Raw genomic sequence first — 17,786 nt, forward strand, 5'->3', positions numbered from 1 at the left:
GCTGCTTTGCCCGATCGCCCGCCTTCATAACGTGGCGGGCGGAAAGATCAATGCCGAGGCAGCCTGCGTCGGCGCGATCTACCGGCTCGCGGCCTGTGCTAAAAGACGCTTGTGAGCTGTTCCGAATCAAATGCTTGCGTTCCTATGTTCATGCTCCGGTGCATGCGGCTTGCCGCCGGGGCAGTTTGTGCTGTTATCGCGGTGCTGTTGCAAACGATCTACACTGCACCTGCAGGCGCGACCGAGAGCCATGCCATCGCCATGCACGGCCTGCCGGCGCTGCCCGCCGATTTCACCCATCTGCCCTATGTCGATCCGGCCGCTCCCCAAGGCGGTCGCCTGACCTGGGGCTTGCTCGGAACCTTCGACAGCCTCAATCCCTTCATCGTCAAGGGTATTGCAGTGCAGCAAGTGCGCGGCTACGTGGTCGAGAGTCTGCTCGCCCGCGGCAATGACGAGGCCTTCACGCTCTACGCGCTCCTGGCCAGAAGCGTCGAGACCGATGACGCAAGAACCTACGTCACGTTCCGGCTGGACCCGCATGCCCGATTCTCCGATGGCGAGCCGGTCCGTGCCGAGGACGTTCTGTTCTCCTGGGCGCTGCTCCGCGACCATGGCCGGCCCAATCATCGGCAGTATTACAGCAAGGTCGCCAAGGCCGAGGCACTGGACCCGCTCACGGTCCGGTTCGACTTCGGCGGTGTCGAAGATCGCGAACTGCCGCTGATTCTCGGGCTGATGCCGATCCTGCCGCGGCATGCGACCGACGTGTCGAGATTTGAAGAGACCACGATGACGGCGCCGATCGGCTCCGGTCCTTATCGCGTCACCGCGGTGCGGCCAGGAGCCAGCGTGAGCCTGACCCGAAATCCGGACTATTGGGGCCGCGACCTCCCGATCAACCGTGGATTGTGGAACTTCGATGAGATCCGGTTGGACTTCTATCGCGAGGCAAATGGTTCCTTCGAAGCATTCAAGCGCGGGCTCTACGACTTCCGGGTCGAGGACGAACCTCTGCGCTGGCACGATGGCTACAATTTTCCGGCCGCAAGGACCGGCGAGGTCGTCCGCGATACCGTGACCTCGGGCATGCCGCAGCCCTCGCAGTTTCTCGTCTTCAACACCCGCCGGCCGGTCTTCTCCGACATCCGGGTGCGCCGCGCCCTAACGCTGCTGTTCGATTTCGAATGGATCAACCGCAACTATTTCTTCGGACTGTACAAGCGCAGCGGCGGCTATTTTGCAGGGTCGGAACTGTCGGCCTACGGGCGTCCCGCCGATACGGTCGAACGAGAGCTGCTCAAACCGTTTGCCGGCGAGATCCCACCCGACATCCTCGACGGCAGCTATCGCCTTCCGATCACCGATGGCTCAGGTCGCGACCGCCAGACGTTGCGCACCGCACTGAACCTGCTGTCCGAGGCCGGATATCAGCTCGATGGCGCGGTGTTGCGGCAGCGCGCGAGCCATGCGCCGCTCGCCTTCGAAATCTTGGTGACGACCAGGGATCAGGAGCGCATTGCGCTCGCGTACTCCGATAGCCTCAAGCGCGCCGGGATCGCGGCCGCGGTGCGCGTCGTCGATCCCGTGCAATTCGATCAACGCCGGATCGGCTTCGAATTCGACATGATCCAGAATCGCTGGGACCAGTCGCTGTCGCCGGGCAACGAACAGGCCTTCTACTGGGGGAGCGAGGCTGCGGACCAGCCGGGCAGCCGCAATTACATGGGCGCCAAGGACCCGGCCATCGATGCGATGATCGCCGCGCTGTTGCGCGCTCGCGACAGGTCCGACTTTGTTGCGGCCGTCCGCGCCCTGGACCGCGCGCTGATGGCTGGCTTCTACGCAATTCCAGTGCTTAATGCGGCCGACGAATGGATTGCACGCTGGAATCGGATAGAACGTCCAAAGCGAACAGCTCTGTCGGGATCGCTCCCCGAGAGTTGGTGGCGGCGGCCGGACATGACGCCGAAATGATCGGCTGTGGCAGGACCATTTTCGGAGATCCGGGTTTCCGCCACACCGGGAATGATGGGGCAGCAGGTGAACCAGGTTACGACATCGCCGACGCTTGACGGGTTGTTCCAGCGTATCCTGGCGCGTAAGCCGGATGCGGTCGCATTGATAGATCCGGTCAACAAGCCGCGGGTCACCGGCCAGCCCCAGCGGATACTGACCTATGCCGACGCCGATCGGATCATTGCCGCGCTCGCAGCGCATTTCATCGACGCTGGGCTTCCGACGAATTCGGTGATCGCGGTGCAGCTGCCGAACACCGTGGAATTCATGCTGACCGTGCTCGCCGCGCATCGCGCCGGGCTCGTCGTAGCGGTGTTCCCGCTGCTGTGGCGCCAGGCGGAGCTGGTGGCGGCGTTGAACCGCATCAGTGCTCGCGCAATCGTCACCACCACCAAGGTCGACGGCGTGATCCATGCCGATCTCGCGATGCATGCTGCGGCGGAAGCGTTCTCGATCCGCCACGTCTGCGGGTTCGGCAGCGAGCTGCCGGAGGGCATGTTTTCGCTGGATCAGGCGATTGCAAAGCCGTCGCGCTCGGCGCGAAACGTCCTGCAGGACGGCCGCAAGGCCGCGATCATCTCCTTCGATGTCACCGGCGACGGCTTCCGCGCCGTGCCGCGCAGCCATTTGAGCCTGATCGCGGGGGGACTTGCGGTCTCGCTGGAGAGCGATCTGCCGCAGGGTGCCAACATGATGTCGGCCTTCGTGCCGTCGTCCTTCGCCGGCCTCACCTCCTCGCTCGTCACCTGGCTGCTATCGGGCGGCAGCCTCGCCCTGCATCATCCGTTCGATTCCGATACGCTGGAGCAGCAGATCAACGAGCTCGGCTGCAATGCCCTGATCGCGCCGGCGCAGCTGGCGCTGCGGCTCGATGAGGGCGATCTCGCGGCTCGTCTGCCAAGCTTGCGGCACGTCATCGGCATGTGGCGGGCGCCCGAGCAGGTGGGATCGAGCCCGGCCTGGATTTCGCAGCAGGTCGAGATGACCGACGTGTATTTGTTCGGCGAGGCCGGAATGTTCGCGGTTCGTCGCACGACGCCGGACGGCGCGCCCGGTCCGGTCAAGCCGGGGTTGCAAGGCGTGCCACGCGACCAGCCGGGCTCCTCGATTGCGGGCGAGGTGCTGGTGACGCCAAAGGGCACCCTCGGACTGCGCGGCCCCATGGTCGTCGTTGCAGCCTATGCGCCCCCGGCACCGCCGAGCGACTCTCTGGTCCCGGCGCAACCGCGAGATTACGTCGATACCGAATACGCCGTTCGTCTCGACCGCGTCCGGGACGTGATCTCGATCACCGCGCCGCCGGCCGGCGTAATGGCGGTGGGCGGCTATCGCTTCCTGGCGCAGGACCTGCACGAGTGGTCGCGACGGCTGGGCCAGGGGGCCCTGCTGACCGCCCTGCCCGATCGTCTCAGCGGCCACCGGCTGGCTGGGCGTGCCATGGACAATGCGCGGGCCCGCGAGGCGCTGGCGGAGCTCGGGCTCAACCCCCTCATGGTAGAGGCATTTCGGGACCGGACCAGCACTTCGGCCTGAAGCAGCACACATTGCTAACGGCGCGTTAACGCAGGCAACTTAGGATCACAGGCCCAATCGCCTGCGTTTCTGAGTATCCTTATGTCCCAGCAAGGCCCGCTTCTTCTCGTCTCCAATTCCGCACGGCCTTCGCTGGTGGCCGCCCTCGAGGCAGCCCAGCTATCCCCCTCGGTCCAGACCACCTGGCGCGAGGCGGTGCGCGCTTCGTCCGAGCTGCAACCCGCAGTCGTGCTGGCGGCACTGGACGGTGCACCCGAGGCCGACATCGCGGCCGTGGCGCGACAGTTGGTTGCGCGAAAACCCTACGTTCCGGTGATAGCGCTCGGGCCTCACGGCCAGCTGCCGGATAATGCCGTGCCTTTCCGGACCGAGAACGACACCGACCGTCTCGTGGCCCGCGTGCGAGCCGCGCTCCGCCTTCGCAGCCTGCATGCGACGGTGCTGCGGCGGCTCAGCGAAGCCCGTGCCGAACCCATCTCCCTGCCGGATAGCGATCCGCTCAACGACGCCACCGTGCTGCTGCTCGGCCGCGGCACGTCCTATCCAGAGCTTTCGGTCGCGCTCGGCGAGCGCATGGCGGTGGTCGGCGCGCTCAGTATCGAGGCGGCCGCCAAGCATCTCGCGAGCCGCGAGATCGATGGGGTCGTGCTCGGCGACGGCTTCACGCCGCGCGTCGTCGATGCCTTTCTCACCGTGCTGTCCGAGGACACGCGCTTCCGCAGCCTGGCCGTCGTGGTGACCTGCAGCGTTCCTGCGCCGCCGGTCGCGCTGGCCAATCTCGAGGTCGTCACCGGCGACCCCGCGCACATTGCCGCCAACGCCTTGCCGCTGATCCGTCAGCACGCCCTCGAGGCGCGTTTGAACCGGACGCTCAGGGCAATCGAAGCCGGCGGGATGCTCGATCCGCAGACCGGTCTGTTGACCAAGTCTGCCTTCGCCCGCGACTTCGCGACCGCCGTGAGCCAGGCTTTGAAGCGAGGCAGCGGGCTTGCAGCCGCACGCTTTGCCTTCGACCCGACGCATCCCCGCGCGCAGTTCGACGGCGCCCGGATCATCGGCCGGCTGATGCGGCGGACCGATTTCGGCACCCGCGAGGACAACGGCTCGGTGATCGTGGTGTTCGCCGAGACCGATCTGCGCGCCGCGCACGGGATCGCGCGTCGCCTGACGAGCGTGATGCGCCACACTTCGCACGGCAAACGTGACGCACGCGCTGAGCCATCCATCACCGTCGCCGCGCTGCAGCCGGGCGATACCGCACGCAGCCTGCTCGCGCGGCTGTACGACGAGACACACCGCGCAGCGTCTTGATATAGTCGAAGGCACACTGCCGTCATTGCGAGGAGCGAAGCGACGAAACAATCCAGCATCGCCGTTATGGCGCGAGATACTGGATTGCTTCGTTGCGCCCGCAATGACGGCTGAATCTGGCAGACGGCGCTCCATTCGCAATGCCTTGCTGATATCGGACGCTCGCTGCCGCCGGCTTCATCACGATCTCAACCCAACACCTACATTCCGCGACCGCGCATTCGCCCCACTCGTCTGATTTCGTCGTTTCGGACCTGGGGGCCTCCTGTACAGAGGAGCATTGCACGTGCAGAAACAACAATCTCGCGACGAGACCGACTGGGTGAGCGTGATCGCGATCGTTCTGGTCTTCGCTGTCGCCACCTGTGCGCTGCATTTCGGCTGGTTGCTGAGATAAGCCGTCACCTAGCTTCCACGCACTTCAGAAGCGATCTGATTGCGACGGTGCGTTCTCCGCCAAAAAGGGTCGCCGAAAGCTTCAGTGTATCCGCAACGTCCAATAGCTCAGCAGGAAGCCGACTCGAGCCAATCGGAGCATCGGGAATGGCGACGAGCTCATAACCGCCCGTTTCATTCTTTCCTGTACGATGGACGTCGGTCCAATCGTAGACGAATAGCCCTCTTTCGCACAACGCGATGAAGCTGTCCGGCCGCGGCACCCCGACAAGCTGACGATAGGACGATACGACCGGCAAACGGCACAACTGCTCTTCAAGATTCTCTATCGGGAGAAGCTACACCTCCAATGCGATCGAAGGGGATTGGTCCGGCACCTGCAGTCATGAACGCGCCAGATGTCTCTGGCGATCGGACGCAAGCCACGTACATTCAATCCCAATCGGGTATTGTCTCATATTCATCTGATGCCGAGCCTTTGCAGGACTACGCCGCCTTCTTCTTCTCTGCGAGCTCGGCAAGGTCCTTCAGGATATCCGTGGCCCCCGCGAGCCGCTCTTCCGGCGTCTCCCAATCCTGCAGGAACACCACTTTCATGTCGGGCCGCACCTTGGCAGCCTGGCCATGGCGCTTGATGAAGGCCACCAGCCGCTCGGGGTGGGCAAAGCTGTTGTCGCGGAAGGCAATGACCGCGCCCTTCGGACCGGCATCGACCTTCTCGACATTGGCCCTGCGGCAGTAGTTCTTGATCGCCGCGACCTTGAACAGATAGCGCGTCTCGTCCGGCAGCTTGCCGAAGCGGTCGCGCAGCTCGGCGGCGAAGTTCTCGATCTCCTCGTCGGTCTCCAAATCTGCGAGCCGGCGATACAGCGACAGCCGCACCGAGAGATCTGAGACGTAGTCCTCCGGAATGAGCACGGGCATGCCGATCGTGATCTGCGGCGACCAGCGATCGACGGTGGGCTCGGTAACGCCGGCCTTGAGGTTCTCGATCGCCTCCTCCAGCATCGACTGGTACAGCTCGAAGCCGACTTCCTTGATGTGGCCGGACTGTTCCTCGCCGAGCAGATTGCCGGCGCCGCGAATGTCGAGGTCGTGGGAGGCGAGCTGGAATCCCGCGCCCAGCGTCTCTAGCGACTGCAGCACGGTCAGGCGTTTCTCCGCCTGCGCGCTGATCTTGTGCGTCGACGGCAGCGTGAACAGCGCGTAGGCGCGCAGCTTGGAGCGGCCGACGCGGCCACGTAGCTGATAGAGCTGGGCGAGGCCGAACATGTCGGCGCGGTGCACGATCAGCGTGTTGGCCCTGGGAATGTCGAGGCCGGATTCCACGATCGTGGTCGAGAGCAGGATGTCGAACTTGCCGTCGTAGAAGGCGGAGATGATGTCCTCGATCACGGTCGGCGCCATCTGACCGTGCGCGACTGCGACCTTCATCTCCGGCACGGTCTTGTCGAGGAACTCCTTGACCTCGGCAAGATCGTCGATGCGCGGCACGACGTAGAAGGCCTGGCCGCCGCGATAGCGTTCGCGCAGCAGCGCCTCGCGGATCATCACGGGATCATGCGGCGCGACGAAGGTGCGCACGGCAAGGCGATCGACCGGGGGCGAAGCAATGATCGACAGCTCGCGCACGCCGGTCAGGGCCAGCTGCAGCGTGCGCGGGATCGGTGTAGCCGACAGCGTCAGCACATGCACCTCGGCGCGCAGCTGCTTCAGCCGTTCCTTGTGGCTGACGCCGAAATGCTGCTCCTCGTCGACGATGAGCAGGCCGAGATCGCGGAACTTGATCGATTTGCCGAGCAGCGCGTGAGTGCCGACCACGATGTCGACCGAGCCGTCGGTCAGCCCCTTCTTGACCTGGTTGAGCTCCTTGGTCGAGACGAGGCGCGAGGCCTGCGCGACATTGACCGGAAAGCCGCGGAAGCGCTCGGTGAAGGTCTTGGCATGCTGGCGCGCGAGCAGCGTCGTCGGCACCACGACCGCGACCTGCTTGCCGTCGAGCGCCACCGCGAACGCCGCGCGCAGGGCGACTTCCGTCTTGCCGAAACCGACATCGCCGCAGATCAGCCGGTCCATCGGACGTCCGGCTTCGAGATCGCCGAGCGTCGCCTGGATCGCGGCGAGCTGGTCCTCGGTCTCATCATAGGGGAAGCGCGCACAGAACTCGTCGTAGAGCCCGGCCTGGACCGGCAGCTTCGGCGCCTCGTGCAGCATGCGTTCGGCCGCGATCTTGATCAGCTCGCCCGCCATTTCGCGGATGCGGTTCTTCAGCTTGGCCTTGCGGGTCTGCCAGCCCGAGCCGCCGAGCTTGTCGAGTTCGACATTGGTCTGGTCGGAGCCGTAGCGCGACAACAGCTCGATGTTCTCTACCGGCAGATACAGCTTGGTCTCGCCGGCGTAGCGCAGCTCGAGACAGTCATGCGGCGCGCCGGCGACCTCGAGCGTCTGCAGGCCAACGAAGCGGCCGATGCCGTGATCGACATGGACCACGATGTCGCCGACGCCAAGACTGGTGACCTCCGAGATGAAATTGTCGAGCTTGCGGCTGGCGCGGCGCGGCCGCACCAGGCGGTCGCCGAGGATGTCCTGCTCGGAGATGACGGCGATCTGGTCGGTCTCGAAGCCGGTCTCGAGCCCGAGCACCGCCAGCATGGTCTCGTTGCGCGGGGTGGCCTGCACCATGCGCCAGGTGTTGACGCTGGTGACCAGCGTCAGCTTGTGATCCCGCAGCATGCTGGTCATGCGGTCGCGCGAGCCTTCGCTCCACAGCGCGATCACCACCTTCTTGCGCTGCGCCTGCAGCGCCTGCACATGCGCCACGACGGCTTCGAATACGTTGACCGCGGCATCGTTGCGCTCGGGCGCGAAATTGCGGCCCTGGCGGGCGCCGATGTCGGCCACGCCAGCCGCTTCCGGCACGGCAAACGGCGTCAGCTTGGCGACCGGCGCCGCATCGAGCCGCGCCGTCCATTCGGCTTCGCTCAGATAGAGCCGGTCAGGCGGCAGCGGCTTGTAGATCGCGCCGCCGCCGGGATGCTCCATCGCCTCGCGCCGCGCGTCGTAATAGTCGGCGATCTGCTTGAAGCGCTCGCGCGCGGCATCCTCGCCCTGCGACTCGATGATGACGGGCGTGCCGGCGAGATAATCGAACAGCGTCTCCATGTTGTCGTGGAACAGCGGCAGCCAGTGCTCCATGCCGGGATAGCGGCGGCCTTCGCTGACGGCCTCGTAGAGCGCATCGTCGCGCTCGGGCGCGCCGAACTCGGCGACATAGCCCATGCGGAAGCGGCGGATGGTGTCGGTGACCAGCTGGAATTCGGAGACCGGCACCAGGTCGAGCGAGCGCATGTCCAAGAGCGTGCGCTGGGTCTCCGCATCGAAGGTGCGGATCGACTCCAGCGAGTCGCCGAAGAAGTCGAAGCGCACCGGCTGATCGAGCCCGGCTGGAAACAGATCGAGGATGCCGCCACGCACGGCATATTCGCCGCTCTCGCGCACCGTCGACGACCTATTATAGCCGTTGTGCTCCAACCAGGCGACGACCGAGTCCATCGGCACGACATGGCCTGGCGCCACCGACAGCGCCTGTCCGGCCATGGTCTCGCGCGCCGGCACGCGCTGCACGGCCGCATTCACCGTCGTGAGCACGATCAGCGGCTTGTCGCTGCCGGCCAGCCGCGACAGCCGCGCCAGCGTGGTGACGCGCTGCGCCAGGATGCCGCCATGCGGCGAGACGCGATCGTAAGGCTGGCAGTCCCAGGCCGGGAATTGCATCACGGGCAGATCGGGCGCGAAGAACTCCAACGCACGCGCGAGCTGCTGCATCCGTGCGCCGTCGCGGCAGATCACGGCAAGGCTGACCGCCGGCGGCTTCGGCCGCGCGGCAACGGCACGGGCAAGATCGGCGGCGACCAGACCTTCGGCGCCTTCCGCGACATTGGCGAGCGTCAGCGCGCGTCCAGGCGCCAGCAGCTCGGCAGGCGATTTGACAGGGCTCTTCATCAATCCAAACCCACGGCGCGGAACGCCTTGATGCGCAGAAACAGCGCGCCGGCCGCCTCGGGCGGCAGCGGCCCGTGGCCAGTCACCGCCGCGTAGAAATCCTGATCCGGAATTTCGAGCAGCTGCTCGAGCTCGGCCAATTCGTCATCGGCAAGCGTCGCGATCTCGGCATCGGCGAAACGGCCCAGGATCAGGTCCATTTCCCGCGTGCCACGGTGCCAGCAGCGAAACAGCAGCCGCTTGCGGCGGTCATCAAGCCCCTGGCTCGATCGGGTCGTCCCAGTCATCGCGATATCCTTGCGGTACAACGCCAAAAGCCCGGACGGAGCCGGGCGCGGTTCATATAGCGACCGTCCCCGGTCCTGTCAGCCCTGTCCGACGCAGAACCGACATGTTCGGGCCGTTCGCGGACGAAAAAACAGGTGGACGCCGGCCAAGGAGCGGATATGCCGGCCGAAACGGTCTTAAGTGTCGTCGATGCGCCCTGCTCTGCTCAATCCGCTATTTGCTCCGGTCACGAGCCTCGCCGGCGTCGGTCCGAAACAGGACCAGCTGCTGCGCTACCTGCTCAGCACGACCGACACCCCGCGTCTGGTCGATCTGCTGCTGCATCTGCCCTCGAGCGTGATCGACCGCCGCAACAGGCCCAAGATCCGGGATGCCGAGGTCGGAACGATGGTGACCTTGGAGGTGACGGTGGAGCGGCACCGGCCGTCGCGCAATGCGCGGGCGCCTTACCTGGTCTATGCCAGCGACGACACCGGCGACGTCGTACTGACCTTCTTCCGTGCCAAGGGCGACTACATCGAGAAGCAGCTGCCGATCGGCGCCAAGCGCTACGTCTCGGGCACCATGCAGCGCTACGATGGAATGCCGCAGATCGTCCATCCCGACCGCATCCTCGACGAGGCGGCGTTTGCAAGACTGTCCGGCATCGATCCGGTCTATCCCCTGACCGAGGGCCTCGCGCTGGGCTCCTTGCGGCGCGCGATCGCGCTGGCGCTCACCAAGCTGCCGAACCTGCCGGAATGGATCAGCCCGGAAGTTTTGAGCCGCTGCGGTTTCCCGCCGCTCAAGGAGGCGCTGACGCGCGTGCACGTTCCGCAGGAACTGACGGACGTGCTGCCGGAAAATCCATACTGGTCGCGGCTGGCCTTCGATGAACTGCTCGCCGGCCAGCTGGCGCTGGCGCTGGTGCGGGCACAATTGCGCCGTCCCGCGGGCAACCGCCACGCCGGCGACGGCCATCTCCGCCGCAGGATCATCGACGCCCTGCCCTATGCGCTGACGAACTCGCAGGCCCAGGCGATGGCCGCGATCTCGGAGGATCTCGGCAAGCCCGTGCGCATGCTGCGGCTGCTGCAGGGCGATGTCGGCTCCGGCAAGACCGTCGTGGCGCTGCTGGCCGCGGCGGCCGTCGCCGAAGCGGGCAAGCAGGCGGCGCTAATGGCGCCGACCGAGATTCTGGCACGTCAACACGCCAAGACCATTGCTCCGCTGGCCGAACGAGCCGGCATGCAGGTAGCGATCCTCACTGGCCGCGAGAAAGGCAAGGAGCGCCGCGATATTCTCGCACGGCTGGAGGCCGGCGAGATCGATCTGCTGGTCGGCACCCATGCGCTGATCCAGGACGATGTCGTCTTCAAGGCCTTGGCGCTCGCGATCGTCGACGAGCAGCACCGCTTCGGCGTGCGCGAGCGGCTGGCGCTGACGTCCAAGGGCGAGGCGGTGGACGTGCTGGTCCTCAGCGCGACCCCGATCCCACGCACCTTGGTGCTGACCTATTTCGGCGACATGGACATCTCCGAACTGCGCGAGAAGCCGGCCGGACGTCAGCCGATCGACACCCGCGCCGTCGCGGACACGCGCCTCGGCGAGGTGATGGATGCGGTCGGCCGCGCCCTCAACGCCGGCAAGCTGGTCTATTGGATCTGCCCGCTGGTCGAGGAATCCGAGGCCGAGGGCACCGATCATCTGACCAATGCGACCGAGCGGTTCGAGAGCCTGCAAAAACGTTTCGGCGATCGCGTCGGTCTCGTCCACGGCCAGATGAAAGGCACCGAGAAAGACCGTGTCATGGGCCAGTTTGCAGCTCATGAAATCCGGCTTCTGGTTGCCACCACCGTGGTCGAGGTCGGCGTCGACGTGCCGGCAGCGACCATCATGGTGATCGAGAATGCCGAGCGCTTCGGGCTCGCGCAGCTGCATCAATTGCGCGGCCGCATCGGCCGCGGCTCGGAAGCCTCGACCTGCATCCTGCTCTATCACGAGCCGCTCGGGCAGATGTCGAAATCGCGGCTCGCCGTGATCCGCGAAACCACCGACGGTTTTCGCATTGCCGAGGAGGATCTGAAGCTGCGCGGCGAAGGTGACGTGCTCGGCATCCGCCAGAGCGGCCTGCCCGGCTATCGCATCGCGCGCCCCGAGGTGCACGCCCAGCTGATCACGCAGGCCCGCGACGAGGCACTGCGCGTGTTGAAGGAGAACCCCAAGCTTGAGGGCCCGCGCGGCGAGGCGCTGCGTTGTCTGCTCTATCTCTACGAACGCGACGAGGCGATTCCATTGCTGACGGCGGGGTAGATCGGCGCGTGCTTCCGTAGGCTGCGCAAAGGCGCGTTGAACGGTGCTTCTGCCTCGCCGGTGTGGGAGGCCCGCCGTGCCCACCCTTCGCCTTCTGCATCGACTAACAACGCTGTCGTCCCGGCCTTGAGCCGGGACCCATAATCCCGGATAGCAGTTTGAGGCAGGCGCGCGTTGACCGGCTCGCCTGCCAGATCCGCCGCGGCGTATGGGTCCCGGTTCGGCGCCGCGACGGCGCTGGCGCGCGTCGCGGCTTGCCCGGGACGACGAGGGGGAGTTCTGGATGGCTTCGCATCCATCGCAATATTGCGTGGAGACAGCTACGCGGACTTCTTCACCTTGCAGCTCTCGGCAAACGCGACCAGCTTGGCACCTTCGGTTCCTGCGCCCTGCGCATCGGCCGCGATGTGCTCGAACAGGCGGGCAAAACCTTCGTAGATCAGAGCCGCCGGATGATCCTCTCCCAGGAAGCCCGCGATCTCGCGCATCTCGGCGACCCAGCGATAGGCTTTCGGAATCATGTCCGGCAGCGCGTTGGCGAGACGGGCTTGCACCGCCGGCGCGCTCAGCGCGAGTTCGTCGCGTAGCGCATCGGCCGCGCCGGCGTCCGTCGCCGCCAGCACCATCGCCGTGCCAACCCCGGTCAGGCCTTTGCTGATGCCGGCATAGGACATCTTGAGCGCCGACGCCGCGCCGACCGGCCCATCAATGATGCGTAGATCGAGCCCGAGATCACGCAGCGCCGCGACGTTCTTGGCGCTGTCGCCGCTGACGTAAAGCGCCGGCCCCTTCGTGCCCGGCTTCGGCGGCAGCCCGATGATGGCGGCATCGACGAAGCGCGCACCAGCGGACAATACGATCGCTTCGATCTTGGCGATCGTCTCGACGTTGACCGCGTTGCAGTCGACGATCACCGGCTTTTTCGCATTCTTCGTGATCAGGGTTGCCAACTGCCCGGCCAGCGTAACCGCCTCGGCCGGCGGCACGATCGACAGGATGATGTCGGCATTGACGATCGCGGCGGCGTCGGCCGCGATCATGCCGGCCTTCGCGGCGCGTGCCGTGGTTGCCGCGCTGCGGCCCTCCAGCGACGTCAAAACCTTCGCGCCATGCTCGGCGAGCCGCGCCGCCACCGCGCTGCCCATGGCGCCGGGCGCAAGAATCGCAATGCTGGGGATCATCGACGGCTCCGGTCGTTGCACATCGCAGAGTACGCGACTCCGCCCAAGCATGAACTGTCGAAACGTCAGAGCCCTCTACCGACAGAGCGGGCTTGCGCTCCTTGGCTGAATGAAGATCAATCCGCCTTCGCAGGCTCCGGCTCGAGCGCATCCGTGCGCGCAGATGAATTGGCGATCCGCGCCATATTGGCCATGTTGCCCAGCGCCGCCGCCTTCTTCTGCGGATCGGAGCCCGGCTGCACCACGCCTGCCGACATGATCAGCGTCGCCGCATCCTCTGCCTTCATGTCGATCTCGACGATCTTGCTCTTCGGCACGTAGAAGAAGAAGCCGGTCGTCGGGTTCGGCGCACAGGGCAGGAACACCGAGATGTGATCCTCCTGCCCGGGCAGGCTGTTCGCGATGTCGGGGCTCGGCGGCTGCGAGATCAGCACGATCGACCACATGCCCGGCGAGGGAAACTCGACCAGCCCAACCCGGCGCAGGCTCGAGCCCTTGCCGGAGAACAAGGTCTCGAACACTTGCTTCAGGCCGCGATAGATGGCGCGCACCGCCGGAATCCGGCCGAGAATGCGTTCGCCGAGATCGACCAGCGTGCGGCCGATCAGGTTCGCGGTGAGGAAGCCGAGCAAGGTCAGGCCAACCACCGCTACGATCAGTCCGGAGCCGGGGATGCCGAACGGCAGATAAGTTTCGGGCCGGTAGGCGGAGGGCACGAACGGCCGCACCAGGCCATCGACCCAGGTGACGAACCACCAGGTGATATAGAGCGTGATGGCCACCGGGCCGGCCACCACGAGGCCGGTCAGGAAATAGTTGCGGAACCGAAACATCAACCCGTGGTGGGTGATTTCGGCAGGCGCATCGGCCGGAGGCTCAGGCTGGGGCGGCAGGTCGTCGCGGGAACTCATGCAGGCTTCCGGGTCGGATCAAATCTCAGCTAAGCCTCTTAGCAGATTTTTGAAGGGGAATGGCCCCCTTTCCGTCCTCGAATCGGCTTCTTTGCCGCTCGCGACCTTCGGACGCAGGCAACGGCCTGTCTTACGGATTCCGCTGATCCCAAGCCGCTTCGATCGGCAAGCAGATCGTGGCTATTCCACGGTCACCGATTTCGCGAGATTTCTGGGCTGGTCGACGTCCGTCCCCATGATCACGGCGGTGTGGTAGGCAAGAAGCTGCACCGGAATCGCGTAGACCATCGGCGTGAAGGTCGAGCCCATATCCGGCAAGGTGATCGTCACCAGCGAATCGACCGTCGCTTCGGCCGCCCCCTTCGCGTCCGTCATCAGGATGATGTTGCCGCCCCGGGCGGCGACCTCCTGCATGTTGGATACGGTCTTTTCGAATACGCGATCGTGCGGCGCGATCACCACGACCGGGATGTTCTCGTCGATCAGCGCGATCGGGCCGTGTTTGAGTTCGCCGGCGGCGTAGCCTTCGGCGTGAATGTAGGAGATTTCCTTCAGCTTCAGCGCCCCCTCCAGCGCCAGCGGGTACGATGTGCCGCGGCCGAGATAGAGCACGTCTGTCGATTTTGCGATGTCGCGGGCGAGGCGTTCGATCTGGGGCTCGATCGACAATGCCGCCGTCATCAGCCGCGGAATCTCGACCAGGCTATGGACGAGCTTGGCCTCATCGGTCTCCGACAATTCGCCGCGGGCGCGGCCAGCCGCCACCGCGAGGGTCGCCAGCACCATCAGCTGGCAGGTGAATGCTTTTGTCGAGGCGACGCCGATTTCGGGACCAGCGAGCGTCGGCATCACGATCTCGCTTTCACGCGCGATCGTCGAGGTCGGAACGTTGACCACGGACAGCGTGTGCACGCCCTGTGCCTTGGCGTAGCGGAGCGCGGCCAAGGTGTCGGCGGTCTCGCCGGACTGGGAGATGAAGATCGCGAGGTCGCCCTTGCGCAATGGCGCTTCCCGATAGCGAAACTCGGAGGCGACATCGAGCTCGACCGGCAGTCTCGCGAAGCGTTCGAACCAGTATTTGGCGACATGGCCGGCATAACTCGCCGTGCCGCAGGCGGTGATCGAAATCCGCTGGATGTCCTTGAAGTCGAACGGCAAGGCGGCGGGGAGCGCGATGCGCTCGCTCGCCATGTCGATATAGCGCGCCAAGGTGTGGCCGACGACTTCCGGCTGCTCGTGGATCTCCTTGGCCATGAAGTGGCGGAAGTTCGCCTTGTCGACCAGGGAGGTCGCCGGACCGTGCTTGACGATCTCGCGACTGACGACGGCATTGTTGCGGTCGTAGATCGTCGCACCGTCGTGCGTCAGCACCGCCCAATCGCCGTCTTCCAGATAGCTGATGTTGTCCGTGAACGGACCCAGCGCGATCGCGTCCGAGCCCAGATACATCTCGCCTTTGCCATAGCCGACCGCAAGCGGCGGGCCATTGCGCGCGCCGATCATCAGATCGTCCTGGCCTGCGAAGATAAAGCCAAGCGCGAACGCGCCCTTCAGCTTGCCGAGCGTCTCCTTGACGGCATCGACCGGCGGCACGCCCTGGCCGAGCAGTTCGTCCACGAGATGCAAGACGATTTCGGTGTCGGTCTCGGTTGCGAACACCGTTCCCTTCTTCTGCAGGGCCTCGCGCAGCTCATGGAAATTCTCGATGATGCCGTTATGGACGACGGCGACGCGTTCGGTCGCATGCGGATGCGCGTTGGTCTCGGTCGGCTTGCCATGTGTGGCCCAGCGCGTGTGCCCGATCCCGGTGAAGCCCTTGAGCGGCTCGGCACGAAGCCGCGCTTCCAAATTCTTCAGCTTGCCTTCGGCGCGCCGACGTTCCAGGCGCCCGCCTTCGAGGGTCGCGACGCCAGCCGAGTCGTAGCCCCGGTATTCGAGACGTTTGAGCGAATCGACCAGTTGCTCGGCGACCGGCCCGCGTCCCAAAATGCCGACAATCCCGCACATTCCGCGCCTTCCCCAATCGTCGAAAAGTTACTCAAAAGCCTCGGTTTCTCTTAACGAAATCCGATCACATTCAGGATTCAATAATTATTGCGGATTGCGACAGGGTTAAGTGGAAAGCCTAACCCGCCGAACCGCGCACGAGCCTTAACGCGCCATCAAGGCTTTGGGCAAACAATGCGGGCACGGAGGCTGTCCCATGACCGATCGCAAATGGCCTGACCCCAAAGGCACCAGCCCACTGCATGCACACGACACCGGCAGCCATCTCGCCCATTGGCCACCGCCGAGCATGGGCCGCGAGCTGAAGCCGATGGCCATCAAGCACAAGACCAGCGAGCCAATCAAGCATTCGACGCGGCGTGGGTGGCGCCTGACCCGGGCGATGTTCTCGGAGTTCGAGGACGGCGAGGATTAGACGCGGCCTCCTATTCCTTGGTCTTGGCCTTCTTTGCCTTCAATTTCACCTCGCGATAGCGCGTAGCGCCGCCTTCGCGAATGGTCTGTTGGCTGCGCTCGAGCGCCATCGCGTCGTCGGGAACGTCGCGCGTGATCACCGAGCCTGAGCCGATATAGGCGCCCGCACCGATCTTGATCGGCGCGACCAGCGATGAGTTCGTGCCGATGAAGGCACCCTTGCCGATCATGGTCTTGTGCTTGAGGAAGCCGTCATAGTTGCAGGTGATGGTGCCGGCGCCGATATTCGTATTGGCGCCGACCTCGGCATCGCCGATGTAGGAGAGGTGGTTGACCTTGACACCCTCCTCCAGAACAGCTGCTTTGGTCTCGACGAAATTGCCGATCCGCGCGCCATCGCCGAGCGAGGTGCCCGGCCGCATCCGTGCATACGGCCCGACCGAGGTGTTTCGGCCGATGATAGACTGCACGACATGTGAGAAGGCGTGGATCACGGCACCATCGCCGATCGAGACGCCGGGGCCGATCACAACGAACGGTTCGATCGTCACATCCGTGCCGAACGTCGTATCGGCGGCGAGATACACCGTCTCCGGCGCGATCAAGGTGACGCCGGCATCCATGGCGGCACGGCGGAGTCGGGTCTGCATCACGCTCTCGGCCTCCGCAAGCTGCGCCTTAGTGTTCACGCCGCGCACTTCATCTTCCGAGGTTTCGATCACGACGGCATCGAGTCCCATCTCGCGCGCGATCGCGACCGCGTCGACCAGATAATATTCGCCCTTCTTGTTCGCATTGCCGATCTTGTCCAGGATCTCGAGCGCGCGTGCGCCGTCAAACGCCATCACGCCGGCATTGCACAGGGTGACCTTGCGCTCCTCGTCGCTCGCATCCGCATGCTCGCGGATCGCAACCATGCGATCGCCGTTCAGCAGGAGACGCCCATAACCCGTCGGATCGGCCGCACGAAAGCCAAGCACCGCAAGGGCTGCACCTTGCGCCAGGGGGGCGCGCAGCCGTGCGAAGGTCTCCGCCGAGATCAAAGGCGTGTCGCCGAAGGCGATGAGCAGATCATCGGCGCCCCGCGCTATCGCTTCGCGCGCCGCGAGCACCGCATGCGCGGTGCCGAGCCGCTCGCGTTGAACGAAAATGTCGGCATCTCCGCGCAGTCGCTTGGCCTCTTGCGCGACGGCATCATGCCCAGGACCGATCACCACCGCCAATCGCGCGCCCGCGCCCTTCGGGGCGGCGGCGAGCACATGCGCCAGCAAGGTCTCGCCTGCGATCGGATGCAGCACTTTCGGCAGAGTTGTCCGCATCCGCGTCCCCTCGCCTGCCGCGAGCACAATTGTGAGACTGGATCGAGCGGTCATGAGACACCTTGTTGCGGGACACGGGATTTTGCGCCGTCTTAAAGCGGTTTTCTGTTCGC

Annotated in this window: 11 protein-coding genes; 5 read left to right on the forward strand and 6 right to left on the reverse strand. The window is 65.1% G+C overall.

Going from position 1 to position 17,786, the window contains the following annotated elements; translation table 11 throughout:
* The first annotated feature begins 150 nt into the window (after positions 1-150).
* From QX071_RS18340 to QX071_RS18350, 3 genes are all read left to right on the forward strand, one after another.
* A complete protein-coding gene (locus tag QX071_RS18340; RefSeq protein ID WP_315704292.1) occupies positions 151-1,977 on the forward strand; it encodes an extracellular solute-binding protein in 1,827 nt (608 codons plus the stop codon).
* 66 nt (positions 1,978-2,043) lie between these two features.
* Positions 2,044-3,552, forward strand: coding sequence for a class I adenylate-forming enzyme family protein (locus QX071_RS18345; RefSeq protein ID WP_315704293.1), 1,509 nt, complete (start codon positions 2,044-2,046; stop codon positions 3,550-3,552).
* An 81-nt stretch (positions 3,553-3,633) separates the two neighbouring features.
* Positions 3,634-4,863 carry a GGDEF domain-containing protein gene (locus tag QX071_RS18350; protein WP_315704033.1) on the forward strand — a complete coding sequence of 410 codons (1,230 nt, stop codon included), beginning with the start codon at positions 3,634-3,636 and terminating at the stop codon, positions 4,861-4,863.
* Positions 4,864-5,745: 882 nt separating this feature from the next.
* Here the strand turns inward: QX071_RS18350 and mfd are convergent.
* Positions 5,746-9,261, reverse strand: a complete 3,516-nt coding sequence (gene mfd, locus QX071_RS18355; protein WP_315704034.1) for a transcription-repair coupling factor — start codon at positions 9,259-9,261, stop codon at positions 5,746-5,748.
* Positions 9,261-9,548, reverse strand: a complete 288-nt coding sequence (locus QX071_RS18360) for a succinate dehydrogenase assembly factor 2 (protein ID WP_315704035.1) — start codon at positions 9,546-9,548, stop codon at positions 9,261-9,263. The genes mfd and QX071_RS18360 overlap by 1 nt, the downstream gene beginning before the upstream one ends.
* Positions 9,549-9,738: 190 nt before the next feature.
* Here QX071_RS18360 and recG point away from each other — a divergent pair, with 190 nt between their 5' ends.
* Positions 9,739-11,841 carry an ATP-dependent DNA helicase RecG gene (gene recG, locus QX071_RS18365; RefSeq protein WP_315704036.1) on the forward strand — a complete coding sequence of 701 codons (2,103 nt, stop codon included), beginning with the start codon at positions 9,739-9,741 and terminating at the stop codon, positions 11,839-11,841.
* Positions 11,842-12,161: 320 nt separating this feature from the next.
* Here recG and QX071_RS18370 read toward each other — a convergent pair whose 3' ends face one another.
* The 3 genes from QX071_RS18370 to glmS form a co-directional block, all read right to left on the reverse strand.
* On the reverse strand, positions 12,162-13,022 hold the full coding sequence (locus QX071_RS18370; protein ID WP_315704037.1) for a DUF1932 domain-containing protein: 861 nt from the start codon (positions 13,020-13,022) through the stop codon (positions 12,162-12,164).
* A 116-nt stretch (positions 13,023-13,138) separates the two neighbouring features.
* Positions 13,139-13,933 (reverse strand): DUF502 domain-containing protein, encoded by a 795-nt coding sequence (locus QX071_RS18375; RefSeq protein ID WP_315704038.1) that lies wholly within the window; start codon positions 13,931-13,933, stop codon positions 13,139-13,141.
* A 180-nt stretch (positions 13,934-14,113) separates the two neighbouring features.
* Positions 14,114-15,940 (reverse strand): glutamine--fructose-6-phosphate transaminase (isomerizing), encoded by a 1,827-nt coding sequence (gene glmS, locus QX071_RS18380; protein WP_315704039.1) that lies wholly within the window; start codon positions 15,938-15,940, stop codon positions 14,114-14,116.
* 196 nt (positions 15,941-16,136) lie between these two features.
* Between glmS and QX071_RS18385 the strand changes: the two genes are divergently transcribed.
* Positions 16,137-16,355 carry a hypothetical protein gene (locus QX071_RS18385; protein WP_315704040.1) on the forward strand — a complete coding sequence of 73 codons (219 nt, stop codon included), beginning with the start codon at positions 16,137-16,139 and terminating at the stop codon, positions 16,353-16,355.
* Positions 16,356-16,365: 10 nt separating this feature from the next.
* On the opposite strand, the gene glmU is transcribed toward QX071_RS18385, so the two are convergent.
* Positions 16,366-17,727, reverse strand: a complete 1,362-nt coding sequence (gene glmU, locus QX071_RS18390) for a bifunctional UDP-N-acetylglucosamine diphosphorylase/glucosamine-1-phosphate N-acetyltransferase GlmU (protein WP_315704041.1) — start codon at positions 17,725-17,727, stop codon at positions 16,366-16,368.
* Positions 17,728-17,786 lie beyond the last annotated feature (59 nt).

Source organism: Bradyrhizobium sp. SZCCHNS1022 (assembly GCF_032484835.1).
GTDB lineage: Bacteria > Pseudomonadota > Alphaproteobacteria > Rhizobiales > Xanthobacteraceae > Bradyrhizobium.